We start from the raw sequence: 23537 nt of genomic DNA, 5'->3' as shown, positions 1-23537 counted from the left end.
GTAGGGTACACACATGCTAAAAGTTACTAAGGCAGTTTTTCCGGTCGCGGGTCTCGGTACGCGCTTTCTTCCTGCCACGAAGGCGAGCCCGAAGGAGATGCTGCCTATCGTGGACAAGCCGCTGATCCAGTACGCAGTCGAAGAGGCAATGGCGGCGGGCATCACCGAAATGATCTTCGTGACGGGCCGCAGCAAGCGCGCGATCGAAGACCATTTCGACAAGTCGTACGAAATCGAAGCCGAGCTGGAAGCGCGCGGCAAGGCGAAGCTGCTCGAACTGGTTCGCAGCATCAAGCCGAGCCACGTCGACTGCTTCTACGTGCGTCAGCCGGAGGCGCTGGGTCTGGGCCACGCGGTGCTGTGCGCGGAAAAGCTGGTCGGCGACAACCCGTTCGCCGTGATCCTCGCGGACGACCTGCTGTACGGCAAGCCGCCCGTCATGCAGCAGATGATCGAGGTGTTCGATCACTATCACAGCTCGGTGATCGGCGTCGAAGAGATTCCGCCGTCGGAGACGAAGTCGTACGGTATCGTCGACGGCAAGGAGTGGGAAGAAGCGATCATCAAGATGTCGGGCATCGTCGAGAAGCCGGCGCCCGAAGTCGCGCCGTCGAATCTCGGCGTGGTCGGCCGTTATGTGCTGAAGCCGCGCATCTTCGATCACATCCGCGCGCTGAAACCGGGCGCGGGCGGCGAACTGCAACTGACCGACGCGATCCAGTCGCTGCTCGCCGACGAGCAGGTGCTCGCATACAGGTATCACGGCACGCGTTTCGACTGCGGCAGCAAGCTCGGCTATCTGAAGGCGACCGTCGAATTCGCGCTGCGCCACCCGGAAGTGGCCGCTGACTTCGAAGAGTATCTGCGTACGCGTTCGCCCGTGCTGGAAGGCTGATCGAACGTTCGGCCCGCGTGTGCGAGAGCACTGCGGGCCGTCATGTAAGCAAAAAGCAAAAAGGCGCTGCACCCCGTCGAGGGCGCAGCGCCTTTTTTATTTAACTTGCGACGCAGCCGCAAAACCTCAGCGCCGCCGCATCAGGAACACGAACACTTTGTCCGGTAGTGTCGACGACTCGACGATCTCGTTGCCCGTCTGCTTCGAGAACGCGGCGAAATCGCGCTGCGAGCCGGGATCGGTGGCGAGCACCTTGAGAATCTGGCCGCTTTCCATATCGGCCAGTGCTTTCTTCGCGCGCAGAATGGGCAGCGGGCACTTCAAGCCGCGCGCATCGACTTCCTTGTGAATCTGAATTTCCATCGACGATGACCTTCGTGAGGCGGCACCCGTGTTCCGCTCGAATAATCACGGAAAGCGGCGCCATGCAGAGGGTCAAATTCTAACGCATGCGCTTCGAGCGCGCCCGGGCCGCGACAGTCCGGACGCGCGCTTCGCTTACAGATCGACAGCCTGTCCGCTTGCGAGCGATTCGCGCAGCGCATAGCCGATGCGCGTCGCCTCCATCGCGTCCGCGAGCGTCGCCCCGCTCTGCCGCCCTTCTTTCACAGCAGCGACGAACGCCTGAGCTTCGCACAGGAACGCCTCTTCGAAGCGATCGAAGAAAGTCGGCGCGCACTCGTTGCGGATGCCGCTTGCGTCGGCGATCTCGACGCGGTTCGCGCGCGGATTGCGCCCGATATACAACGCGCCCGCCGTGCCGATCACTTCGCTGCCTGTGTCGTTGCCGTGCGCAAGCGTGCGCGACGCGTAGAACATCGCGATGCGTCCGCCTTCGAACTCGCAGATCGCCACGCCGTTATCGACGTCGCCGAATTCACGCAGGCCCTCGTGCAGCGCAACCACGCCGCTCGCATAGACTCGCTTCGCTTTCGGCATGCCGAGCAGCCAGCGCGCGACGTCGATGTCGTGCACCGTGCAGTCGAGAAAGATACCGCCCGAGGTCGGCGCAAAGCGCACGAAGAAGCCCTCGGGATCGTTCTGATCGCAGGTCTGCGAGCGCACCATGAACGGCCGCCCAATCGCGCCCGCCTCGATCTTCTCGAACGCATTGCGATAGCTCGGATCGAAGCGGCGCATGAAGCCGATCGTCGCCTGCAACTGCGGATGACGCTGCGCCTCTTCAATCACGCGCTCGCATTCGGCGAGATCGAGCGACAGCGGCTTTTCGCAGAACACGTGCTTGCCCGCGCGCAACGCATCGATGATCTGCTGCGCGTGCAGCGCGGACGGCGTGACGAGCCACACGGCATCGACGTCGGAATCGTCGAGCAACGCGTGATAGTCGTCGTAGACGCGCGGCGCGGGTAGCGCCTCGCGCGCCCACGTCCGCTCTGCTTCGACGGGACTGCACGCGGCCACGAGCGCCGCGCCCGACACGCGATACGCGAGATTCTCCGCGTGCCGCTTGCCGAGCCGGCCCAGACCGACGACACCAATGCGCAACGGCCCCGCGCTCATCACAGCGCCTCATTGAGCTTGACAGCGCGCCCTTCGCGCCACGAACGCGTCGCGGCCTCCGCGAGTTCGAGCGCCTTCATGCCGTCGGCGACCGTCGTGCGCACCGGCTTGCCTTGCGTGACGGCCTCGAAGAAATGCGCGATTTCGAGCGCATACGCGGCGCGATAGCGCTCGAGGAAAAAGTGCTCGGGCACGTCGCTGGAGACGGCGGTCTTCGAGTACGCGGACACTTGCGTCGGACGCACGTTGCCTGCCTGCAGCATGCCGTCGCTGCCGAGCACTTCGAAGCGCTGGTCATAACCATACGCGGCGCGCCGCGCCGTATTGATCTGGCACAGACGCCCGCGCTTCGTGCGGATCGTCACGGCCGTCGAATCGATATCGCCTGCATCGGCGATCGCGGGATCGGACAGACAGCTGCCCGTCGCGTGCAGCGTGTCGGCTTCGTCGTCGAGAATCCAGCGGAAGATGTCGAAGTCGTGAATCAGCATGTCCTTGAAGATGCCGCCCGAGTGCCTGATGTACTCGACGGGCGGCGCGCCCGGATCGCGGCTCGTCACGACGAGCATTTCGGGCGTGCCGATCTCGCCCGCATCGAGGCGCGCCTTCAGCGCGGCGAACGTCGGATCGAAGCGCCGCTGAAAGCCGATCATGCACACGACGCCCGCTTTCGCGACGGCATCGGCACAGGCGCGCGCGCGTTCCAGCGTCAGGTCGACGGGCTTTTCGCAGAACACGTGCTTCTTTTGCGCGGCCGATTGCAGAATCAGCTCGGCGTGCGTATCGGTGCTCGAACAGATGACAGTCGCGCCGACCGATGCATCGCCCATCGCGCCGTCGACATCCGCGACCTGCGCGCCGAATTGCGCGGCAAGCGCGGCCGCCGCGTCGCGATTCACGTCGACCACATACTTGAGCCGCACGCCCGGCTGCCGCGCGAGATTCGACGCATGAATCTTGCCGATGCGTCCCGCGCCGAACACGGCCACGTCGATCGTCTTGCCTGCCACATCAGTCATCGTATCCTCCAGTGTCTGTCGACTCTTCTACGTTCAGTTCCAGCTTGTACGCGAGCGCGATGAACAGCGCCTGGCACAGGCAGATCGTGCTGGTCAGCGAGCGGAATGCGAACGCGCTGCCCTCTTTCACATACAGCTGCGTCGTCGCATAGCGCGCGAGCGGCGACAGCTGGCTATCCGAAATCACGAGTGTCTTCGCCTGATGGTGATGCGCGACGCGCAGGCAGTACTGCGTCTCCTTGCCATAGGGCGCGAAGCTGATCGCGATCACGACGTCGCCCTTCTTCACGCTGCGAATCTGCTCGCGATACATCCCGCCGAAACCCGATACGAGATGCACGCGCTTCGGCGTGTGCTGCAACGCATAGACGATGTAGCTCGCGACGGGAAACGAGCGCCGCACGCCGACCACGTAGATGTTCTCGGCCTGTTGCAGCATCTTCACGGCGGCGTCGAACTGCGCGTCGTCGAGCGAGCGTTCCAGTTCGTCGAGACCGTCGCGGCACGCGGCCATGAATTCACGCGCGACGCTGCCGCCCGACAGCCGCCCCGGCTTCTCGTCGATCAGCTTGCGAATGCGTTGCTGATAGCTCTGCGACGACGCGCCCTGCGTCGTGTACGCCTGGCGGAACACCGCCTGCAGATCGGAGAAACCCGAAAACCCGAAACGCTGCGCAAAGCGCACGACGGCAGACGGATGCACGCCGCAACTCAACGCGATGTCACTCGTGCGATCGACCATCACGCTCGACCGGTGCTGCTCGATATACGTCGCCACGCTCTTCAACTGCCGCGGCAGCGACTCGTAGTTCTCCGCGATGCGTTGCATCAATTCATCGACGCTCGGCAATTCTTCTGTGCTGTCTTCCGCCATGGTCCCGACCTCTGTGCTTTTTGCAGCGCAAAACCGCGTGCCGCAAGCGTTCACGTCGACGTCGACGCGCTGTCCCGACGATGCCGAGTATAGGCATAACCGAAAGCAAATGGAATGGATTTTCCATTTTTCTTTGACATGAAATTTTCATTGCAACTCTCGAAAAGTTGGCCTACTCTTGGTCCTGAGCGATGACGCTACGGCGAGCCGGCATCACCTCGCAAAGCGTCAGACGCTCACCTCAAAAACGAACAGACCGAGAAAGGTGGAGACAATGAGACTTTGCAAGGGCAAGGCTTCGTTCAAGGTTCTGGCAGCCGCCATCACGCTGGCGGCGGGTATCGGCGCGATGACGGCGCCGGCGGCACAGGCGGCCGACGCACACTTCGTGCTGATCAGCCACGCGCCGGATTCCGATTCGTGGTGGAACACGATCAAGAATGCGATCAAGCAGGCCGACGAGGATTTCAACGTCGAAACCGACTACCGCAATCCCCCCAACGGCGACATCGCCGACATGTCGCGTCTGATCGAGCAATCGGCGGCGCGCAACTACGACGGCGTGATCGTCACCATCGCCGACTTCGACGTGTTGAAGAGCTCGATCGGCAAGGTCACGGCGAAGAAGATCCCCCTCGTCACGATCAACTCCGGAACGGAAGAGCAAAGCGAGAAGCTCGGCGCGATCATGCACATCGGCCAGCCCGAATACGTGGCGGGCAAGGCGGCGGGCGAGAAGGCGAAGGCAGCGGGCGTGAAGTCGTTCCTGTGCGTGAACCACTTCGCGACCAACGCCGTTTCGTTCGAGCGCTGCCGTGGCTTTGCCGATGCGCTCGGCGTGAACTACAAGACATCGACGATCGATTCCGGCCAGGACCCGACCGAAATCCAGTCGAAGGTGAGCGCGTATCTGCGCAACCATCCGAACACGGGCGCGATCCTGACGCTCGGCCCGACGCCCGCGTCGGCGTCGCTGAAGGCGGTGCAGCAGATGGGCCTCGCGGGCAAGATCTACTTCTGCACGTTCGACTTCTCGGATGACATCGCGAAGGGCATCCAGGACGGCACGATTGCATTTGCGATCGACCAGCAACCGTATCTGCAGGGCTATATCCCCGTCGCCGTACTCGCGATCGTGAAGAAGGAACACACGACCGACCCGGCGAAGATCAAGCAGATTCTGGAGGCCAATCCGAAGTTCAAGGCGCGCATGCAAACGTACGGCCTCGAGCCGTCGTATGGACCGAAGAACATCCGTTCCGGCCCGGGTTTCATCACGAAGGCGAATATCGACACGGTCGTCAAGTACGCGGGCCAGTACCGCTAACCGACTGACCTTTTTATCTGGTCATACGCGGTACCGGGCGCGCCAGCCAATGCGCGACCCCGGCGGCGTACTGCATTCGCGCTTTCGCGTGCGAGCAGCAGCCGCCATCGTCGGGCGCCCGACCGCGAGATTGACCGGCCTTCTGCGCACCTCTCGCCACTCTCACGAGTGAACCGCGCAGCGAGGCCGGGCGTCAGCAACTATCGTGCATGTGACGGGAGCAGGCGCTCACGCTCCGACTCCCGTCCCGCAATTGCTTGCATGGAACCTGGGCAACGCGCGAAAGCGCCGACTCGGGTCCGCAAAGGAGACATCATGGGCGTAGCCGGCAAACACTTTCCTTCGCATGGTCACGACGCGGCGGGCAACGACACACAATCGTCGCAGTCGTCACAGTCGGTCCAGGCGCCGGCAGGCGACGAGCGAATCAGAAAGGAATCGTTCTTCGGACATCTGCTGAACAGGCCGGAATTCGCCGCGATTTCCGGCACCGTGCTCGTGTTCCTCGTGTTCGCGATCGGTGCGAGCGGCTCGGGCATGTTCAACCTCGATGGCGTGATGAACTGGTCGCAGGTGTCCGCGTATCTGGGCATTCTCGCCGTCGGCGCCTGTCTGCTGATGATCGCGGGCGAGTTCGATCTGTCCATCGGTTCGATGATCGGTTTCGCCGGCATGATGGTTGCGATACCCGCTGTCTATTTTCACTGGCCAATCTGGGCCGCGATTATCTTCGCGTTCGCCGGATCGATGGCGCTCGGCGCATTGAACGGCTACCTGGTGATGCGCACGCGACTGCCGTCGTTCATCGTGACGCTCGCGTTCCTGTTCATCCTGCGCGGCCTGACACTAGCGCTGTCGATCATGGTCGCGGACCGCACGATCATCTCTGGCGTCGGCGATCTTGCGCAGGCCGACCCTGTGACGAACTTCCTGTTCCATGGCGTCGCACTGCACGGCCTCTTCACGAATCTCGCGCACATGGGCATCGGCTCGCTGCTCGACAACGGCCAGCCGCTCGTGCCGGGCATTCCGAAAGTGCTGCTGTGGTGGTTCGGGCTCGCTGCCATCTGCGCATTCGTGCTCGCGAAAACGCGTTACGGCAACTGGATGCTCGCAGTCGGCGGCGATGCGAACGCCGCGAAGAATGTCGGTGTCCCCGTGCGCCGCGTGAAGATTTCGCTGTTCGTGCTGACGGCCTTCTGCTCGTGCCTGTTCGCCGTGCTGCAAGTGTGCGACATCGGCTCGGCCGCCGCCGACCGAGGTCTGCAAAAGGAATTCGAAGCGATCATCGCCGCGGTGATCGGCGGCACGCTGCTGACGGGCGGCTACGGCTCGGTGGTGGGCGCCTGCTTCGGCGCGCTGATCTTCGGCGTCGTGCAGATCGGCATCACCTATACGAATGTCAGTTCCGACTGGTTCCGCGTGTTCCTCGGCGTGATGCTGCTGATCGCGGTGCTGTTCAACCACTATGTGCGCCGCCGCGTATCACAATCGTGACCCGGCCGTGACCTTGTAATCGTAATCACGCCATCGCATCAGACACGAGGAAACGGCCATGTCCGACACTCTCCAGCAAGACGACACCATCCTCTCGCTCGAAAACGTCAGCAAGTATTTCGGCAAGGTGATCGCGCTCTCGGGCGTCACGCTGCGGTTGAAGCGCGGCGAAGTGCACTGCCTGCTCGGCGACAACGGCGCAGGGAAGTCGACGCTCATCAAGACGCTCGCGGGCGTGCATCAGCCCTCTTCCGGCGACTACCTGGTGGACGGCAAGAAGGTGGTGTTCGAATCGCCGAGCGACGCGCTCGACCTCGGCATCGCGACCGTGTATCAGGACCTCGCGCTTGTGCCGCTGCTCTCGGTGGCGCGCAACTTCTTCATGGGACGCGAGCCGCAGAAGAAACTCTTCGGCCTCGTCAACGTGATGGACCTCGACACGAGCGCGCGCATCGCACGCGACAAGCTCGCCGAAATGGGCATCATGGTGCGCGACCCGCATCAGCCGATCGGCACGATGTCGGGCGGCGAGCGGCAATGCCTGGCGATTGCGCGCGCGATTCACTTCGGCGCGCGCGTGCTGATTCTCGACGAACCGACCGCGGCGCTCGGCGTGAAGCAGAGCTTCAATGTACTGAAGCTGATCCACAAGGCGCGCGCGAAAGGCATCTCTGTGATCTTCATCACTCACAACGTGCACCACGCGTATCCGATCGGCGATTCGTTCACGCTGCTCAATCGCGGCAAGTCGATGGGCACCTTCACGAAGGAAACCATCACGAAGGACCAGGTGCTCGACATGATGGCAGGCGGCGCCGAAATGCAGAAGATGATCAGCGAGCTCGAAGGCGCGACGATCTGATTCACGCGGCTTGCCGCTGCATCCCTACGCCCTTCTCGCTGTGTGCAGCATACTCAGGACATACCTATGGCTCTCACCAGCAAACCCAACGCTAACAGCGCGAGCCGCTTCGCGGCGTGCCGCAGCCGCGACATCGTCTGCCTCGGTCGGCTCGCCGTCGATCTGTACGCGCAGCAGGTCGGCGCGCGGCTCGAAGATGTCGCGAGCTTCGCGAAATATCTGGGCGGCTCGTCGGCGAACATCGCGTTCGGCTGCGCGCGGCTCGGCCTGAACGCATCGATGCTCGCGCGCGTCGGCAACGACCACATGGGCCGCTTTCTCACCGAAACACTCACAAAGGAAGGCTGCGACGTCAGCCACGTGCGCGTCGATCAAGAGCGGCTCACCGCGCTCGTGCTGCTCGGCCTGAAGGACCGCGACACGTTTCCGCTAATCTTCTATCGCGAGAACTGCGCGGACATGGCCGTCGACGAAGCGGATTTCGACGAGGCGTACATTGCATCGTCGAAAGCGCTGCTCATTACGGGCACGCACTTTTCGACGGAACAGGTGAACCGCACGAGCCGCCGCGCATTGGAGTACGCACGCGGCAACGACGTGCGCACCGTGCTCGACATCGACTATCGGCCTGTGCTGTGGGGCCTGACGGGCAAGGCCGATGGCGAGACGCGCTTCGTCGCGAACGAAGGCGTGAGCGCGCATATTCAAGGCATCCTGCCCCTCTTCGATCTCGTGATCGGCACGGAAGAAGAGTTTCGCATCGCGGGTGGCAAGGAATCGCTGATCGAATCGCTCGCGCAAGTGCGCAACGTGACGCCCGCGACGCTCGTGGTAAAGCGTGGGCCGCTCGGCTGCCAGATCATCGACGCCGATGTGCCCGCTTCGATAGACGAAGCGCCGATTCACGGCGGCGTCGAAGTCGAAGTGTTGAACGTGCTCGGCGCAGGCGATGCGTTCGCATCGGGCTTCCTGTCGGGGTGGCTGCGCGATCAGCCGCTCGACGCGTGCGCGCGCGCCGCGAATGCGAGCGGCGCGCTCGTCGTGTCGCGTCACGGCTGCGCGCCCGCGATGCCGACGCCCGCCGAGCTCGACTACTTCCTGCGCGAAGCGCAAGCGGACCCGGCACGCATGCGCCGCCCCGATCGAGACGCAACGCTCGCTCGCCTGCATCGCGTGACGCCCACGCGCAGGGCCTGGGACGAAGTGCTCGGCTTCGCATTCGATCATCGCAACCAGTTCTTCGAACTCGCACAACAAGCGGGTGCGGACCCGGCGCGCATTTCGAAGTTGAAGCGCCTGTTCGTCGAAGCCGTCAAACAGACGGAAGAAGCGCTCGGTTTGCAAGGCCGTATCGGCGTGCTGATCGACGACCGCTACGGCCACGATGCGCTCAACGAAGCAACGGGACGCGGCTGGTGGATCGGCCGACCCGTCGAACTGCCGGGCTCGGTGCCGCTCGTGTTCGATCATGGGCGCTCGGTCGGCACGACGCTCACGAACTGGCCGCGCGAGCACGTCGTGAAGTGCCTCGTTCAGTACCACCCCGACGAACCGATCGAGCAACGCATCGAACAGGAAGCTCAGCTTCGTTCCCTCTATGACGCCGTGCAGGAATCCGGTCACGAGCTGCTGCTCGAAGTGATTCCGCCGAAGCATCTGCCCGCCGGACCGGACATCGTGTTTCGCGCGTTGAAGCGCCTGTACAACATCGGCATCTATCCGGAGTGGTGGAAGCTCGAACCGATGGAAGCGTCGCAGTGGCAAGCCGTCGATGCCCTCATTCACGAGCGCGATCCGTATTGCCGCGGCGTCGTGCTGCTCGGCCTGTCGGCGCCTGTCGAGCAGATGATCGAAGGCTTCCGCTCGGCTTCGCAATCGACGACATGCAAGGGCTTCACGGTTGGCCGCACGATCTTCCACGAACCGAGCCAGGCGTGGCTCGCGGGCGAGATCGGCGACGACGAAGTCATCGCGCGCGTGCGCCGCACATTCGAAACGCTGATCCAGTCGTGGCGCGACTCGCGTGCAACGGCTGGCGCGGGTGGCACGTCGAATGCGAGGTCGCCACGTAACGTTCATCAGGAGCAGGTGGCATGAATCAGCGCGTGTTGCATCACGATGAAACGGTCTCGTCCGACGCGGACGCGCAAGTGTCGGCGGACGGCACCATTCGTCTGACGGCAGCGCAGGCCGTCGTCCGCTATCTCGCTGCGCAACTCGTCGAGACGGAAGACGGCGAGAGCACCGAGCCGCTCTTCGGCGGCGTGTTTGCGATCTTCGGGCACGGCAACGTCGCGGGCCTCGGCGAAGCGCTCTATCAGCATCGTCACGAACTGCCGACGTATCGCGCGCACAACGAGCAGGCGATGGCGCACAGCGCGATCGCGTTCGCGAAGGCGCATTTCCGCCGACGGATGATGGCCGTCACGACATCGATCGGTCCTGGCGCGACGAACCTCGTCACGGCTGCCGCGCTCGCGCATGTGAACCGCTTGCCCGTGCTGCTGCTGCCCGGCGACATCTTCGTGTCGCGCGCGCCCGACCCGGTGTTGCAGCAGGTCGAAGACTTTCACGACGGCGGCATCTCGGCCAACGATGCGTTCAAGCCCGTGTCGCGCTACTTCGATCGCATCGTGCATCCGGCGCAACTGATCAACGCGTTGCCGCGCGCGATTCGCGTGCTGACGGACGCCGCGCTGTGCGGTCCCGTGACGCTCGCGATGCCGCAAGACGTGCAGGCAACCGCCTACGACTACCCCGCCGCATTCTTCGAACCGCGCGTCGTGAAGTTGCATGCGCCCTCGCCCGTCGCGAGTGAAATCGACGATGCGCTGCTGGTACTGCGCAACGCGAAGCGTCCGATGATCGTCGCGGGCGGCGGCGTGCTGTACGGCCACGCAACGGACACGCTGAAGGCGTTCGCGCACGTGCACGGCATTCCCGTCGCGGAGACGCAGGCGGGCAAGAGCGCGCTCGCATGGGACGATCCGCTCAATCTCGGCGCGCTCGGCGTGACGGGTTCGCCCGGCGCGAACGAACTCGCGCACGAAGCGGATTGCGTGCTCGCCGTCGGCACGCGCTTGCAGGACTTCACGACAGGCTCGAACACGCTCTTCACGCAGGCGCAGGTGATCGGCATCAACGCGAACGCGTTCGATGGCCTCAAGCATCGCGGCTGCATCGTGCAAGCCGACGCACGCCTCGCACTCGAAGCGCTCACGTCGCAACTCGAAGGGTGGCAAGCGGATGCATCGTGGACCGCGCGCGCCCAGCAACGCGCGAACGAATGGCGAGATATCGTGCACCGGCTCACGCACGCGCCACAGCGCGTGGAGGGCCAAAGCGTGCTCCCCTACGATGCCGACGTGATCGGCGCAGTCCAGCGTTCGAGCGAGCGCTCGGCGACGGACGACATCGTCGTCTGCGCGGCGGGTACGCTGCCCGCCGAATTGCACAAGCTGTGGCGCGCGGGCCGGCCTGGCGCGTATCACGTCGAGTATGGCTACTCGTGCATGGGCTATGAGATCGCGGGCGGTCTCGGTGCGAAGCTCGCGAGGCCCGAGCGCGAAGTGATCGTGATGGTCGGCGACGGCAGCTATCTGATGATGAACAGCGAGATCGCGACGTCGGTGATGCTCGGCGCGAAGCTGATCGTCGTCGTGCTCGACAATCGCGGCTATGGCTGCATCAACCGGCTGCAACAGGCGTGCGGCGGCGCGCCGTTCAACAACATGTTCGACGACTGCGTGCAAGGCGCGCCGGGTGCGCCAGACATCGATTTCGCCGCACATGCACGTGCGATGGGCGCGCAGGCCGAGCACGTCGCCAACGTGCAGGAACTCGAAGCCGCGATGCAGCGCGCGCGAGCCGCGGACCGCACGTACCTGATCTGTATCGATACCGACCCCGCGCGCACCACCGACGAAGGCGGCTGGTGGTGGGAAGTCGCCGTGCCGGAAGTGTCGTCGCGCGAAGGCGTGCGCGACGCGCGCGCCGACTACGAAGCGCATATGAGCGCACGCGGCAGGGACAACCAGTGAGGAAGCGCACATGAGTCAGTTCGAAGTACGCATCGGCATCAATCCGCTGTCGTGGATGAACGACGATCTGCCGTCGCTTGGCGGCGAGACGCCGCTCGAAGTCGCGCTCACCGAAGGGCGCGAAATCGGCTATCAGGGGTTCGAGCTCGGCAACAAGTTTCCGCGCGAGCACGAGGCGCTGAAGGCGCTGTTCAAGCAGTACGATCTGTCGCTCGTCTCCGGCTGGTATTCGGGGCGGCTCGCCGACTTCAGCCGCAGCATCGAAGACGAATGCAAGGCCGTCGAGTCGCATCTGGAACTGCTGTCGAAAAACGGCGCGACCGTGATGGTCTACGGCGAAGTGCACAACACGATACAGGGCTCGCCTCTGCCGCTCTATCAGCGTCCGCGCTTCTTCACGGACGAGCAATGGAACACGTACGCGAAGCGCCTCGATGAATTCGCGCGCTACACGTTGAGCAAGGGCGTGCGCGTCGCGTATCACCATCACATGGGCGCGTATGTCGAAACGCCTGCCGACGTCGACCGCCTGATGGCGCTGACGAGCGATGATGTCGGCCTGCTGTTCGACGCGGGCCATATCACGTTCGCGGGCGGCGATGCGCTGACGGTGCTGAACAAACATATCGGTCGCGTCCGTCACGTGCATTGCAAGGACGTGCGCCCGGCCGTGATGAAGCTCGCGCGCAATCGCAACTGGAGCTTTCTCGATTCCGTGATCGCGGGCGCGTTCACGGTGCCGGGCGACGGCGCCATCGATTTCCCCGCGCTCATCGATACGCTCAAGCGGCATGGCTATCGTGGCTGGCTCGTTGTCGAAGCGGAGCAGGACCCCGCCGTCGCGCCGTCGTATGCTTATGCGCAGAAGGGGTATCGCACGTTGCGCACGCTCGTCGATGCGCCCCTCGATGTCGCACAGGAGGCAGCATGAGCTTGCTCGTGAAAGCACAACGTGAAGGTCAGACAATCGCGCGCGTCACGCCCGATACGGCGGGCTGGAAGTATGTCGGCTTCGCCGCGTACCGGATGGAGCCGAACGAAGTCGTGCATGTGCTCGAAGCGTCGCGCGAAGTGTGCATCGTCGTGATGGCGGGCGCCGTCGATGTCGAAACGGATGCGCAAACGTGGACGGCTCTCGGCTCGCGCGACAGCGTGTTCGAAGACAGCGCGCCCGTCGCGGTCTATCTGCCGCCCAACACGCGTGCAACGATCCGCGCGAACCGGCATGCCGAAGTCGGCGTCGCCAGCGCGCCCGCGAAGGGCGACTACGCTGCGCGTCTGATCGAGCCATCGCGGATGAAGCGTTCGGTGCGCGGCAAGGGCGCGAATACGCGCTACGTATGCGACATACTTCCGCAAACGGAGCCTGCGGAATCGCTGCTCGTCGTCGAAGTGCGCACGCCGGGCGGCCACTCGTCGAGCTATCCGCCGCACAAGCACGACACCGACAACATCCCGACGGAAAGCTCGCTCGAAGAGACGTACTATCACCGGCTCAATCCGCCGCAAGGGTTTGCGTTTCAGCGTGTCTATACGGATGAGCGCGATATCGACGAATCGCTCGCCGTCGAGGATCACGATGTCGTGATGGTGCCGCGCGGCTATCATCCCGTCGTCGTGCCGTATGGCTATGACTCGTACTATCTGAATGTGATGGCGGGACCGACGCGCACGTGGCACTTCAAGAACGATCCGAAGCATGAGTGGATCGTGGAGAGGGATTCGAAGGGGTGATGGTTTTTTTGTCTGCGACGCGGGTTGGGTTTTTGTCCGCGACGCTGTTGGTTTTTTTGCTTTTTTCGCTGGCATCCGCGTTAGCGCCTCGCGGCGCGGGCGTTGCCCCTGTGCGGGGCGGCACCTACTTTTCTTTGCCGCCGCAAAGAAAAGTAGGCAAAAGAAAGCGGGCTCACACCGCTAGTGCTTGGCAATTACCCACGGGCTCTCAACGTCCCCATCCTTCGCGCGGCGGCGTGCGGGCTTATGTCCGTTGCCAACGTTCTCGCTAAACGCCTCACACGCTTCATGCGCGTGTGGCACAGCTAAGGGTATCGAAGATTTCAGCGCCGCATGTCGGTAGTGAATGTGGGTTGCTGTGTCGCACAGGACGCCGCCCGCACTCGTAGCCGCATCGCGTAGAAGGTGTCCCGTGCGTCGCGATGCGCGCGTCTATCGTCGTTCACGTCTCCTCCTCTTGCCGCTCGTTCGGCGATGCGCCTTCGACGATCGTCTTTGTTTGTCCGCGCGCTGACGACAAGATTTCTGGAGGACGCTCACCAAGCGCGAGCGCGTGATTAACGCAATAGATCGGCCGCACGACGTTGCCACAAGGTCCTTTGCGCAGCCTTGAACGTATGAGTCAAACAGGAAAGTACGCGCTTCAGCCCACGCCCAGCCATTCGTGCATCACGTCGGGACGCTGGCGAAACATATCGGGCGACCCGTCGAACACGATTTCGCCATGCCCCATCACGGCGACGCGGCTCGCGAGCCGGTCAGCGATCACGAGCCGCTGTTCGATCAGCAGCATCGCGACGCCGCGCTCGCGCAACAGCTTCAACGCGGCCGCAAGCTGCTCGACGACCAGGCCCGCGAGCCCTTCCGTCGGCTCGTCGATCACGACGAGATCGGGATCGCCAAGCAATGCACGCGCAACCGACAGCATCTGCTGCTCGCCGCCCGACAGTGCGCTCGCCTTCGTGCGCGCACGTTCGCGCAACGCGGGAAACAACGCATAGGCATCGTCGGGCGTGAAGCGGGCCGCACGCTGCTTGCCGCGCGGCTTCAGGCCGAGCTGCAGATTCTCGCGCACGGAGAGCGTCGGAAACACATCGCGCTGCTCGGGCACGTAGCCAATGCCGAGCCGCGCGATTTCGAACGCGCGCCGTCCCGCGAGCGATCGACCCGCAAACTCGATCGCGCCCTGCGTACGCACAAAGCCCATGATCGCCTTCGCGAGCGTCGAGCGACCCGAGCCGTTGCGGCCCGCGAGCGCGACGGCCTCGCCCGCTTCGATATGCAGGTTCACGCCACGCAGCACCTGGCTCGCGCCATACCACGCGCACAGGTCGCGCATCGCCAGCAACGCGGTCATCGCGCGCCTCCTGACAGCACGCTGCCGAGGTACGCGGCGCGCACAGCGGAATCGGCGCGGATCGCGTCCGGCGTGCCCGTCGCGATCACCTGCCCTTGCACGAGCACGCTGATGCGATCCGCGAGTCCGAACACGACATCCATGTCGTGCTCAACCATCAGCAGCGTGCGACCCGCCGTCGCGACGCGGATCAGCTCGACAGCGCGCGCTGCCTCCGCGCGATTCATGCCCGCCGTCGGTTCATCGAGCAGCAATATGTGTGCGCCGCTCGCAAGCGCGAGCCCGAGATCGAGCGCGCGCTGTTCCGCGTAGCTCAGCGTGCCCGCGATCGCGTCGCGCCGCGCGCCGAGCGCAACGGCATCGAGCACTTCTTCGGCGTGCGCATCGGCGGCGCGCGTGACGGTGAAGCGCTGCCACCAGCGCGCACGGTCGCGATTCGCGATCTGCGCGGCGCAGCGCAGGTTGTCGAACACGCTGAGCTTCGCGAAGAAACTCGTCGTCTGGAAACTGCGCGCGAGACCGCGCCGGCAGATCGCCGCGGGCGCGAGACGTGTGATGTCGGCGCCGTACAGTTCGATGCGCCCGGCGCTCGGCCGCTTTGCGCCCGCGATCAGATTGAAGAGCGTCGATTTGCCCGCGCCGTTCGGCCCGATCAGCGCATGACGTTCGTGCGGCTCGATCGACAGATCGACGCCGCGCAAAATGCGCGTTGCGCCGAAGCGCTTTTCGATGCCGCACACCGCGATCGCGGGAATCATGTGCGGACTCCTGTGCGGGCATCGGCAGAAGTCCTTCTTTCGAAGCGCTGCGCGATGTTCATCGCGAGCCAGCCGATCGCGGCGAGACACAGCACGCCGATTGCCAGCCACGTGAAATCGATCGTCGAGAAGAACGCCGCCTGTTCTTCCGTGCCGAAGCGTCGCGCGTATGCCCATTGCACGCACAGCACGATCGCGAGCGACCACGCGCATGCGCTCGCCACTCGCACGACGAGGGACGGCAGCGACGCACGCCAGCCGTCTTGCGCGAAACGGGCCGCCTGGCGCTGCAACCATCCCGCGATGCCATCGGGCGCAGCCATCACCACGACGACGAAGAACAGCCCGAGATACAGAAGCCATGCGCGCGTCGCGCTCGCGACGACGACGCTGAAAAACGTCAGCACGACGGCACCCGCGACAGGCCCGAAGAACGCACTGCTGCCGCCGATCACCGTCGCGATCAGCACCGAGCCCGAGCGCAGCATGCCGACGCTTTCCGTCGATACGAGCTCGACATTGATCAGCCCGAGCGTGCCTGCGATGCCCGCGAAGAACGACGACCACACGACGACCTCGTAACGCACGCGCCGCGGAAAGCAGCCGATGGCCGCCGCGCGCACCGGGTTGTCGCGCACGGCATGCGCGAGCCGCATGAACGGCGTGCGCGACAGCGCGTACATCGCGAGCACGGAAAGCGCGCACCATAGCGCAATGAGCGCATACGCTTCCCGCGGGGGTCCGAATGTGAAGCCCTGCACCGCGACGCCTGCCGTGCGATCGATCGCGACGCCCGCTTCGCCGCCGAACCAGTCCGGCAAGGTCCACGCGGCAGCCGCGACGAGTTCGCCGATGCCGAGCGTGATCATCGCGAACGTGGTGCCTGCGCGGCGCGTCGCGACGAGGCCGTACAACGCGCCGAACAGTGCGCCGCCGATGCCGCCCAGCAATGGCAAAACCAGCAAAGGCACGCCGATCCGATTGAACAGATGCGCCGCGATCAGCGCGCCGATGCCCGACGATGCCGCATGCCCGAACGACAGCAGTCCCGCGCCGCCGAGCAGCAGGTTGTACGAGAGCGCGAACACGATCATCGACGCTGTCTGCGCGAGCCACGCGACGAGCCAGCTTTGCGTCGACATGCAAGGCGGCACGACAAGCAGCAACGCGAGCGCGGCCCATGGCACGATGGCGCGCCAACGCAGCACGCGCGGCGAAGAACGTGGCGCATCGTTGACGTTATGCATCGTCTTCGCGCTGTCCGAAGAGTCCGCGCGACCGCACGGCGAGCATCGCGACGAGCAGCAGATACGGCACGAGCGGTGCGAGTCGCGCGACGGTCAGCGCGCTCCATGCGGCGGGCAGCGTGCCGTCATGTTCGCCAGGCCGAACACCAGGCAGAACACCGAGCAGATCGCCGAGCGAAAGGTCGCTCGCGACGGCCAGGGTCTGCACCCAGCCGATCGCGAGCGACGCGACGAGCGCGCCACCGAGCGAGCCCAGTCCACCCATCACGACGACGACGAACACGATCGAGCCGACCGATTCCGCCATCGCCGGCTCGAGCACGAAGAGCGGCGCGCCGATCACGCCCGCCAGCGCCGCGAGCGCGGTGCCCGCCGCGAACACGCCGGTGAACACGCGCGGCACGTCGTGGCCGAGCGCCTCGACGGCATCGGGATGCGTGAGCGCCGCGCGCACGACGAGGCCCGCTTTCGACACGCGCAGCACCGCATGCAACGCGACGAGCATCGCGACGGCCACGGCCATCATGAACGCGCGATAGCGCGAGAATGCAATGCCGTACACGTCGAACAAGGGACCATCGAGCGCCTTGGGCACGACGGCGTTGAACGCCTGCAAGCCCCAGACGAGCTTCACGCCTTCGCCGATCAGATACGCCGCGCCGAAAGTCAGCAGCAGTTCCGCGAGATGTCCGTGCGGCCGCACGCGCCGAAGCAGCCAGCGCTCGAGCGCCGCGCCCATCAGCCCGACGGCGAGCGGCGCCACGACGAGCGCCCACCAGAACCCCGCGCGCGCCGCGACGGAAAAGCCGACATACGCGCCCAGCATGTAGAAGCTCGCATGCGCGAAGTTCAGCACGCCGAGCATGCTGAAGATCAGCGTCAGCCCCGCCGACAGCATGAACAGCAGCAGCCCGTAGCTGATGCCGTTCAGCGCATCGATGACGAACGACTGCACGCGTCAGTCCGCCTGCGCGTTATGCACGTTATGCACGACGGGCACGACGGGCACGACGAGCGGTTCGAGCGCGGCGCGCAGCTTCTCGGGCAGAGCGACGGGTCTACGCGTTTCGCGATCCACGTAGACATGCACGAAATGCCCTTGCGCGGCGGGCGCGTCGTCGCCTTCCCTGAAGAGACCCACTTCGTAGCGCACGCTCGATGTGCCGAGTCGCACGACGCGCAGTCCCGCGTCGACGCGATCCGGAAACGCGAGCGGCGCGAAGTAGTTGCACTGCGTCTCGACGACGAGTCCGATCGTCGTGCTGTGCTCGATATCGAGCGCGCCCGCGCGGATCAGATACTCGTTCACGACGGTATCGAAGTAGCTGTAGTAGACGACGTTGTTCACGTGACCGTAGACGTCGTTGTCCATCCAGCGCGTGCCGATGGCGAGGAAGTGCGGATAGGCGGCGCGCGCCGCGGGAGCCGGTCTGTTCATGTCGTGTGCTTCAGGCGTAAAAGTGGCGCGCTTACATCGACTCGATCAGCATCCGGCGATAGTCGTCGGCCGTCGCTTCGCGCGGGTTCGTCTTATGACAATGATCGGCGAGCGCGCCCTTGATCACCTTGTCGAACACGCTTTCGTCGACGCCCATTTGCCTGAGACCCGTCGGCAGCCCGAGGCGCGCTGTCATGTCGTGCAGCGCCTGCGCGAGATCGGCATTGTCCGGCAGGTTCATCACGCGCCGCATCCGGGCATAGCGCCGATTCGCGACGACCGTCTCCGCACTTTCGTTGAAGCGCAGCACAGCGGGCAGCACGACTGCGTTCAGCGTGCCGTGATGCAGCGACGTGCGCCCGTTCACAGGCACGCCGCCGAGCGGATGCGACAGCGAGTGCACGCAGCCGAGCCCCTTCTGGAAAGCCATCGCACCCTGCATCGACGCGCTCATCATGTGCAGGCGCGCATCGCGGTTCTGGCCGTCGTGCGTCGCGAACTCGATGTTCGCCCACGCGCGCTCCAGCCCGTCGAGCGCGATGCCATCGGCGGGCGGATTGAACGACGGCGCGAGAAACGTCTCGATGCAATGCGCGATCGCGTCCATGCCCGTCGCGGCCGTGAGCGTCGCGGGCAAGCCGAGCGTGAGACCGGGATCGCAGATGGCCGCCTTCGGCAGCAGATGCCATGAGTGAAACCCGAGCTTGCGCCCGTCGTCGAGGATCACGATCGCGCCGCGAGCCACTTCGCTGCCCGTGCCCGCGGTGGTCGGCACGGCGATCAGCGGCGCGGACTTGTCGGTGATCCTGTTGCTGCCGCCTTCGATGGTCGCGTATTCCGTCATCGTGCCCGGATGCGTCGCCATGATCGCCACGCCCTTCGCCAGATCGATCGACGAGCCGCCGCCGATCGCGACCAGTCCGTCGCAACCTTCGTCGCGATAACGCTGCGCGGCCGCCATCACCATCGCTTCCGTCGGGTTCGACGGCGTGTCGTCGAAGACGGGCACGCGAGGCAGCTTCAGCGCGTCGATCGCCTGCTGCGCGACGCCCGCCGCCATCACGCCCTTGTCCGTCACCACGAGCGGCCGTTTGATGCCCGAGCGCTCGCACTCCGCAGGCAACTGCGCGAGCGCGTCGTAGCCGAGATGAATGTGCGTCAGATAGTAGATGTAGGCCATGTCGATGTGTCTCCTTTGTTATCGAAGATAAAGCGGCGCCGCGTTCCATGGAAGCCGCTGCGTGTGACTACGACCAGCGCGGCGAGGGATGCTCGCGTATTGCCCCCGCCGCTCGTTTGTCTCGTCTGCCGGGTTCGACTGGCGGTTTCGTGGGACGCCGCGCGTGCTCGGAACCGCGACGGGCTGGGTTCACGCGCATGCCGAGCATCCTTGCGGCGCGAACGCCGACGCGCCCGCTCACGCGGCACACAGCGCGCGGACGTCGGCGGCGAAGCGCTCGACCGTCTCGGGCTGCGTGTCCCACGCGCACATCAGCCGGCAGCCGCCCGCGCCGATGAACTCATAGAACTTCCAGCCGCTCGTGCGCATCGCCTTCGCGGCGGTCGGCGGCAACTGCGCGAACACCGCATTCGATTCCGTCGGGAACATGATGCTCACGCCCGGAATCTCCGCGAGCCGCGATTCCATCAGCTTCGCCATCGCGTTCGCATGACGAGCGTTGCGCAGCCAGACGTCGTTGTCGAGCAAGCCGAGCCACGGCGCGGAAATGAAGCGCATCTTCGACGCGAGCTGGCCCGCCTGCTTCAGGCGATACGCGAAATCGTCGGCGAGCGCGCGATCAAAGAACACCACCGCCTCGCCGACGGGCAAGCCGTTCTTCGTGCCGCCGAAGCACAGCACGTCGACGCCCGCGCGCCACGTGATCTCGGACGGATGCACGTCGAGCGCGGCGACCGCGTTCGCGAAGCGCGCGCCGTCCATGTGCACCTTCAGATGACGGCGTTTCGCAATCGCCGCGATCGCGCGGATTTCCTCGACGCTGTAGACGGTGCCCACTTCCGTCGATTGCGTGAGCGTGACGACCTTGGGCTTCGGGTAGTGGATGTCGGCGCGGCGCGTGACGACGGCTTCGATCGCGTCCGGCGTGAGCTTGCCGCCGATGCCCGGCGCCGTCAGCAGCTTGGAGCCGTTCGAGAAGAACTCGGGGCCGCCGCATTCGTCGGTTTCGATGTGCGCGAGTTCGTGGCAGATCACCGAGTGATACGACTGGCACAGCGACGCGAGCGCCAGCGAGTTCGCCGCCGTGCCGTTGAAGACGAAGAACACTTCGCAATCGGTCTGGAACAGATTGCGCAGGCGGTCGCAGACCTGCTGCGTCCATGAGTCGTCGCCGTAGGCCGGCTCGTGGCCGCTGTTGTTGGCGGCGATCAGCGCTTCGAGCGCCTCGGGGCAGATGCCGGCGTAGTTGTCCGACGCGAAATGTTGCATGGCAGGCGGCGCGCCCGGCGACAGGCGTGCGGAGATGACAGGAAAGCGGTCATTTTAGTGCGGCGGGTGCTGAATTTGTTTTTGTCGGATGCCGCCACCGGTTTCCTGTGCGCTTGTTTATCCTGTCGCCGCTCCCGTCGCCTCTTTTTTTTGCTCAGGCGTGCGGCCGCGGGCGAACGAGTGCCACCACGACGAGGCCCACCGCACCCGCGAGCAAGGCGCCCGCCGCCAGCAACAACGCGGGCGTGAACGAACCGGTGTGCGCGGCGATCGGCGCCGCGACGAGCGGGCCGGCGATCTGTCCGAGACCATAAGCCGCCGTCGCGTAACCCATCAGGCCCGCCGCATCGTCGCCGTGCAAACGGCGTGCTTCTCGCATCGCGAAGAGCGTAATCGCGGTGAACGGCAAGCCGATCAGCGCGCTACCGATGGCGAAGCCGCCCGCCGTCGGCGACGCGATGCCCGAGACGATGCCGAGCGCCTGCAGCACATAGCAGCCCGCCAAAAGCGTGCGGTTGTCCCAGTGCCCGGGAAGCCGCGCGCCCGCCAGCGCGCCGACAACCAGCGCGCCACCGAGCATCGGCCAGAACAGATCCGGCCACGGCGAGCCTGCCGGAAGGGCCGCGCGGGCGATCACGGGCAGAAACGTCGCCGTGATGATGTAGCCGAAGCCGGGCACGCCGTAGAGGACGATCAGCCACAACGCGTCGGCGCGATGCGGATGTGCGTGATGCGGCTGAGCGGCGCGTGTGCTTTGCGCGGTGTTGCGCATGTTGTGCGATGCGGCCGTCATGGTCGGCGTCGAAGCGAACGCGCGCCACACGAGCGCCGTGAGTACGGCCGACATGAGTCCGAAACCGATCCAGCCCGCCGATGCGCCATATGCACCATGTGCGCCCGCCGCGCTGACGAGCAACCCCGTCGCGGCAATGCCGACGCCCGGCCCCGTGTAGATCACGCCGCCCCACTCGTTTGCGCCGAGTTCGGCGAGCCGCCGCAAGCCCCATTGCGACGCGAACACGAAGGTCCACGCGCTGACGGCGCCCGTGACGAAACGCACGGCCGCCCAGATCCAGAACTGGTCCGTGACGCCCATGGCCAGCACCAGCAACACCGTCAGCGCAAGGCCCGTCTTCACCATGCGCGCGGCATCGACACGCAATGCCGCGCAGGCGATCGCGCCGAGAAAATAGCCCGCGTAGTTCAGCGACGCGAGCCAGCCGCCATGTCTGATATCGAGCGCGCCGCCATGAAGCATCAGCGGCAGGAGCGGCGTGAACGCAAAACGCCCGACGCCGAGCGCGACGGCCAGCGCCGCCATGCAGGCAAGCGCGGCTCGGCGGGCGGCGTGCGGCGACGCATGAGGCTCAAAGGTGTGGGTAGCAAGATCGGTCATCGTTGACAGCGTGATGGTGGCCCGCCGGCCGGATCGGCGGTAGCGTGAAGTCGGCTTTTCAACATCCCATCGTAGCTTGACTGGTCAATCTCATAAAATGAATAATATGGATTGATTGAATCTCACGGAGAGATCAATGGATCTTGCCGCCCTGACCATTTTCCGCGCCGTCGTGCGCGAAAACGGCGTGACGCGTGCCGCCGCGAAGCTCAACCGCGTGCAGTCGAACGTGACGACGCGCATCAAGCAGCTCGAAGAGCAACTGGGCACCGAGCTTTTCATCCGCGACGGACGCCGTCTCGTGCTGACGCCCGCTGGCGAAACGCTTTTGCCCTACGCCGAACGGCTGCTCGCGCTCGCCGACGAGGCGCGGCATGCCATCAAGGATGCGCGGCCGAGCGGACGTCTGCGGCTCGGCGCGATGGAGAGCCTCGCCGCGACGCGGCTGCCCGGTCTGCTCGCGCAATACCATCAGACATGGCCGGACGTCGCGCTCGAACTGGAGACGGGCACGACGGGCAAGCTGATCGAGCGCGTGCGCGAATTCGAGGTGGATGCGGCCATCGTCTCCAGGCCGCCCGATCCCGCAGCGCTCGGCGATCTGTTCGAGATCGTGCCTGTGTATCGTGAGGAACTCGTCATGCTGAGTCCGCGCGGACATCGCCCCATTCGCGATGCGCGCGATATCGCGCTATCGACGCTGGTCGCGTTCGAACAGGGTTGCGCGTATCGGATCTACGTCGAGAACTGGTACATGCAGCGCGGCATCCGGCCGGCGCGTGTGCTGGAGCTCGGGTCGTATCACGCGATCGTCGCGTGTGTCGCGGCGGGCGCGGGCGTGGCCGTCGCGCCGCGCTCGGTGCTCGCGCTGCTGCCCGAATCGAACAACGATATCGCCGTGCATGCGCCCGAAGGACTCGACAACATCGATACGCTGCTGATCTGGCGACGCGGGCATTTTTCGTCGGCATTGAATGCATTGCGCGGGATGCTGGTCGAGAGCAGCAACGCCGACGAAGCCGTGAAGGCGACGATGGCGGTGGCCGTCTAATACCGGGCCAGGACGCCGGACCGCTCTTCTGAAAGCAAAAAAGCCGCGAGTCTCATCGACTCGCGGCTTTTT

At 64.9% G+C, this 23537-nt stretch carries 21 protein-coding genes; 9 read left to right on the top strand and 12 right to left on the bottom strand.

Translation table 11 applies throughout. The features are described 5' to 3' along the window. Positions 1 to 13: 13 nt before the first annotated feature. The gene (gene galU, locus BN2476_RS08150; protein WP_087733644.1) at positions 14 to 895 is read left to right on the top strand and encodes a UTP--glucose-1-phosphate uridylyltransferase GalU; all 882 of its coding nucleotides are present in this window, start codon (positions 14 to 16) and stop codon (positions 893 to 895) included. Between the two features lie 126 nt (positions 896 to 1021). Here the strand turns inward: galU and BN2476_RS08145 are convergent, their stop codons facing one another. The 4 genes from BN2476_RS08145 to BN2476_RS08130 all read right to left on the bottom strand — a co-directional run bounded on the left by BN2476_RS08145 (position 1022) and on the right by BN2476_RS08130 (position 4309). Beyond that, positions 1022 to 1252 (bottom strand): sulfurtransferase TusA family protein, encoded by a 231-nt coding sequence (locus BN2476_RS08145; RefSeq protein ID WP_087733718.1) that lies wholly within the window; start codon positions 1250 to 1252, stop codon positions 1022 to 1024. Between the two features lie 141 nt (positions 1253 to 1393). Next, a complete protein-coding gene (locus BN2476_RS08140) occupies positions 1394 to 2416 on the bottom strand; it encodes a Gfo/Idh/MocA family oxidoreductase (protein ID WP_087733643.1) in 1023 nt (340 codons plus the stop codon). Then, positions 2416 to 3435 carry an inositol 2-dehydrogenase gene (iolG, locus tag BN2476_RS08135; RefSeq protein ID WP_087733642.1) on the bottom strand — a complete coding sequence of 340 codons (1020 nt, stop codon included), beginning with the start codon at positions 3433 to 3435 and terminating at the stop codon, positions 2416 to 2418. Before iolG ends, BN2476_RS08140 begins: the two co-directional genes overlap by 1 nt. After that, complete coding sequence (locus tag BN2476_RS08130) at positions 3428 to 4309, bottom strand: MurR/RpiR family transcriptional regulator (protein ID WP_087733641.1); 882 nt, start codon at positions 4307 to 4309, stop codon at positions 3428 to 3430. The genes iolG and BN2476_RS08130 overlap by 8 nt, the downstream gene beginning before the upstream one ends. 274 nt (positions 4310 to 4583) lie before the next feature. On the opposite strand from BN2476_RS08130, the gene BN2476_RS08125 reads away from it, so the two are divergent. The 7 genes from BN2476_RS08125 to iolB all read left to right on the top strand — a co-directional run bounded on the left by BN2476_RS08125 (position 4584) and on the right by iolB (position 13769). Next, positions 4584 to 5636, top strand: coding sequence for a sugar ABC transporter substrate-binding protein (locus BN2476_RS08125; protein WP_087733640.1), 1053 nt, complete (start codon positions 4584 to 4586; stop codon positions 5634 to 5636). Positions 5637 to 5951: 315 nt separating this feature from the next. Then, positions 5952 to 7133 carry an ABC transporter permease gene (locus BN2476_RS08120; protein ID WP_087733639.1) on the top strand — a complete coding sequence of 394 codons (1182 nt, stop codon included), beginning with the start codon at positions 5952 to 5954 and terminating at the stop codon, positions 7131 to 7133. 58 nt (positions 7134 to 7191) lie between these two features. Next, on the top strand, positions 7192 to 7995 hold the full coding sequence (locus BN2476_RS08115) for an ATP-binding cassette domain-containing protein (protein ID WP_087733638.1): 804 nt from the start codon (positions 7192 to 7194) through the stop codon (positions 7993 to 7995). Positions 7996 to 8061: 66 nt separating this feature from the next. Continuing rightward, positions 8062 to 10092 (top strand): bifunctional 5-dehydro-2-deoxygluconokinase/5-dehydro-2-deoxyphosphogluconate aldolase, encoded by a 2031-nt coding sequence (locus tag BN2476_RS08110; RefSeq protein WP_087733637.1) that lies wholly within the window; start codon positions 8062 to 8064, stop codon positions 10090 to 10092. Beyond that, positions 10089 to 12035, top strand: coding sequence for a 3D-(3,5/4)-trihydroxycyclohexane-1,2-dione acylhydrolase (decyclizing) (gene iolD, locus BN2476_RS08105; protein WP_087733636.1), 1947 nt, complete (start codon positions 10089 to 10091; stop codon positions 12033 to 12035). Before BN2476_RS08110 ends, iolD begins: the two co-directional genes overlap by 4 nt. A 10-nt stretch (positions 12036 to 12045) precedes the next feature. Next, the gene (gene iolE / locus BN2476_RS08100; protein ID WP_087733635.1) at positions 12046 to 12966 is read left to right on the top strand and encodes a myo-inosose-2 dehydratase; all 921 of its coding nucleotides are present in this window, start codon (positions 12046 to 12048) and stop codon (positions 12964 to 12966) included. Further along, positions 12963 to 13769 (top strand): 5-deoxy-glucuronate isomerase, encoded by an 807-nt coding sequence (gene iolB, locus BN2476_RS08095; RefSeq protein ID WP_087733634.1) that lies wholly within the window; start codon positions 12963 to 12965, stop codon positions 13767 to 13769. The genes iolE and iolB overlap by 4 nt, the downstream gene beginning before the upstream one ends. Positions 13770 to 14412: 643 nt before the next feature. On the opposite strand, the gene BN2476_RS08090 is transcribed toward iolB, so the two are convergent. The 8 genes from BN2476_RS08090 to BN2476_RS08055 form a co-directional block, all read right to left on the bottom strand. After that, positions 14413 to 15126 (bottom strand): ABC transporter ATP-binding protein, encoded by a 714-nt coding sequence (locus BN2476_RS08090; RefSeq protein WP_087733633.1) that lies wholly within the window; start codon positions 15124 to 15126, stop codon positions 14413 to 14415. Continuing rightward, on the bottom strand, positions 15123 to 15884 hold the full coding sequence (locus tag BN2476_RS08085; RefSeq protein WP_087733632.1) for an ABC transporter ATP-binding protein: 762 nt from the start codon (positions 15882 to 15884) through the stop codon (positions 15123 to 15125). Before BN2476_RS08085 ends, BN2476_RS08090 begins: the two co-directional genes overlap by 4 nt. Beyond that, positions 15881 to 17131, bottom strand: coding sequence for a branched-chain amino acid ABC transporter permease (locus tag BN2476_RS08080; RefSeq protein ID WP_087733631.1), 1251 nt, complete (start codon positions 17129 to 17131; stop codon positions 15881 to 15883). The genes BN2476_RS08085 and BN2476_RS08080 overlap by 4 nt, the downstream gene beginning before the upstream one ends. Beyond that, positions 17124 to 18086, bottom strand: a complete 963-nt coding sequence (locus BN2476_RS08075; protein ID WP_087733630.1) for a branched-chain amino acid ABC transporter permease — start codon at positions 18084 to 18086, stop codon at positions 17124 to 17126. The genes BN2476_RS08080 and BN2476_RS08075 overlap by 8 nt, the downstream gene beginning before the upstream one ends. A gap of 3 nt (positions 18087 to 18089) precedes the next feature. Continuing rightward, complete coding sequence (locus BN2476_RS08070; RefSeq protein ID WP_087733629.1) at positions 18090 to 18569, bottom strand: acyl-CoA thioesterase; 480 nt, start codon at positions 18567 to 18569, stop codon at positions 18090 to 18092. Positions 18570 to 18600: 31 nt separating this feature from the next. Further along, complete coding sequence (gbd, locus tag BN2476_RS08065) at positions 18601 to 19749, bottom strand: 4-hydroxybutyrate dehydrogenase (protein WP_087733628.1); 1149 nt, start codon at positions 19747 to 19749, stop codon at positions 18601 to 18603. 237 nt (positions 19750 to 19986) lie between these two features. After that, positions 19987 to 21018, bottom strand: coding sequence for a threonine aldolase family protein (locus tag BN2476_RS08060; protein WP_087733627.1), 1032 nt, complete (start codon positions 21016 to 21018; stop codon positions 19987 to 19989). Positions 21019 to 21172: 154 nt separating this feature from the next. Beyond that, complete coding sequence (locus BN2476_RS08055; RefSeq protein WP_087733626.1) at positions 21173 to 22414, bottom strand: YbfB/YjiJ family MFS transporter; 1242 nt, start codon at positions 22412 to 22414, stop codon at positions 21173 to 21175. Positions 22415 to 22550: 136 nt separating this feature from the next. On the opposite strand from BN2476_RS08055, the gene BN2476_RS08050 reads away from it, so the two are divergent. Then, positions 22551 to 23465, top strand: a complete 915-nt coding sequence (locus BN2476_RS08050; protein WP_087733625.1) for a LysR family transcriptional regulator — start codon at positions 22551 to 22553, stop codon at positions 23463 to 23465. Positions 23466 to 23537: the final 72 nt, after the last annotated feature.

The organism is Paraburkholderia piptadeniae (assembly GCF_900007165.1).
Lineage (GTDB): Bacteria > Pseudomonadota > Gammaproteobacteria > Burkholderiales > Burkholderiaceae > Paraburkholderia > Paraburkholderia piptadeniae.
Note: the sequence above shows the minus strand (reverse complement) of the source record. Positions and strands in the feature narration are given on the sequence as shown.

Excerpts from the sequence above, each read along its gene's own strand:
- BN2476_RS08085 (WP_087733632.1), bottom strand. The coding sequence starts at position 15,884 with ATGATTCCCGCGATCGCGGTGTGCGGCATCGAAAAGCGCTTCGGCGCA.
- BN2476_RS08125 (WP_087733640.1), top strand. The coding sequence starts at position 4,584 with ATGAGACTTTGCAAGGGCAAGGCTTCGTTCAAGGTTCTGGCAGCCGCC.
- BN2476_RS08060 (WP_087733627.1), bottom strand. The coding sequence starts at position 21,018 with ATGCAACATTTCGCGTCGGACAACTACGCCGGCATCTGCCCCGAGGCG.
- BN2476_RS08070 (WP_087733629.1), bottom strand. The coding sequence starts at position 18,569 with ATGAACAGACCGGCTCCCGCGGCGCGCGCCGCCTATCCGCACTTCCTC.
- BN2476_RS08050 (WP_087733625.1), top strand. The coding sequence starts at position 22,551 with ATGGATCTTGCCGCCCTGACCATTTTCCGCGCCGTCGTGCGCGAAAAC.
- iolG (WP_087733642.1), bottom strand. The coding sequence starts at position 3,435 with ATGACTGATGTGGCAGGCAAGACGATCGACGTGGCCGTGTTCGGCGCG.
- BN2476_RS08130 (WP_087733641.1), bottom strand. The coding sequence starts at position 4,309 with ATGGCGGAAGACAGCACAGAAGAATTGCCGAGCGTCGATGAATTGATG.
- BN2476_RS08110 (WP_087733637.1), top strand. The coding sequence starts at position 8,062 with ATGGCTCTCACCAGCAAACCCAACGCTAACAGCGCGAGCCGCTTCGCG.
- iolB (WP_087733634.1), top strand. The coding sequence starts at position 12,963 with ATGAGCTTGCTCGTGAAAGCACAACGTGAAGGTCAGACAATCGCGCGC.
- gbd (WP_087733628.1), bottom strand. The coding sequence starts at position 19,749 with ATGGCCTACATCTACTATCTGACGCACATTCATCTCGGCTACGACGCG.
- iolD (WP_087733636.1), top strand. The coding sequence starts at position 10,089 with ATGAATCAGCGCGTGTTGCATCACGATGAAACGGTCTCGTCCGACGCG.
- BN2476_RS08140 (WP_087733643.1), bottom strand. The coding sequence starts at position 2,416 with ATGAGCGCGGGGCCGTTGCGCATTGGTGTCGTCGGTCTGGGCCGGCTC.
- BN2476_RS08090 (WP_087733633.1), bottom strand. The coding sequence starts at position 15,126 with ATGACCGCGTTGCTGGCGATGCGCGACCTGTGCGCGTGGTATGGCGCG.
- BN2476_RS08080 (WP_087733631.1), bottom strand. The coding sequence starts at position 17,131 with ATGCATAACGTCAACGATGCGCCACGTTCTTCGCCGCGCGTGCTGCGT.
- BN2476_RS08120 (WP_087733639.1), top strand. The coding sequence starts at position 5,952 with ATGGGCGTAGCCGGCAAACACTTTCCTTCGCATGGTCACGACGCGGCG.
- BN2476_RS08115 (WP_087733638.1), top strand. The coding sequence starts at position 7,192 with ATGTCCGACACTCTCCAGCAAGACGACACCATCCTCTCGCTCGAAAAC.
- galU (WP_087733644.1), top strand. The coding sequence starts at position 14 with ATGCTAAAAGTTACTAAGGCAGTTTTTCCGGTCGCGGGTCTCGGTACG.
- BN2476_RS08055 (WP_087733626.1), bottom strand. The coding sequence starts at position 22,414 with ATGACCGATCTTGCTACCCACACCTTTGAGCCTCATGCGTCGCCGCAC.
- iolE (WP_087733635.1), top strand. The coding sequence starts at position 12,046 with ATGAGTCAGTTCGAAGTACGCATCGGCATCAATCCGCTGTCGTGGATG.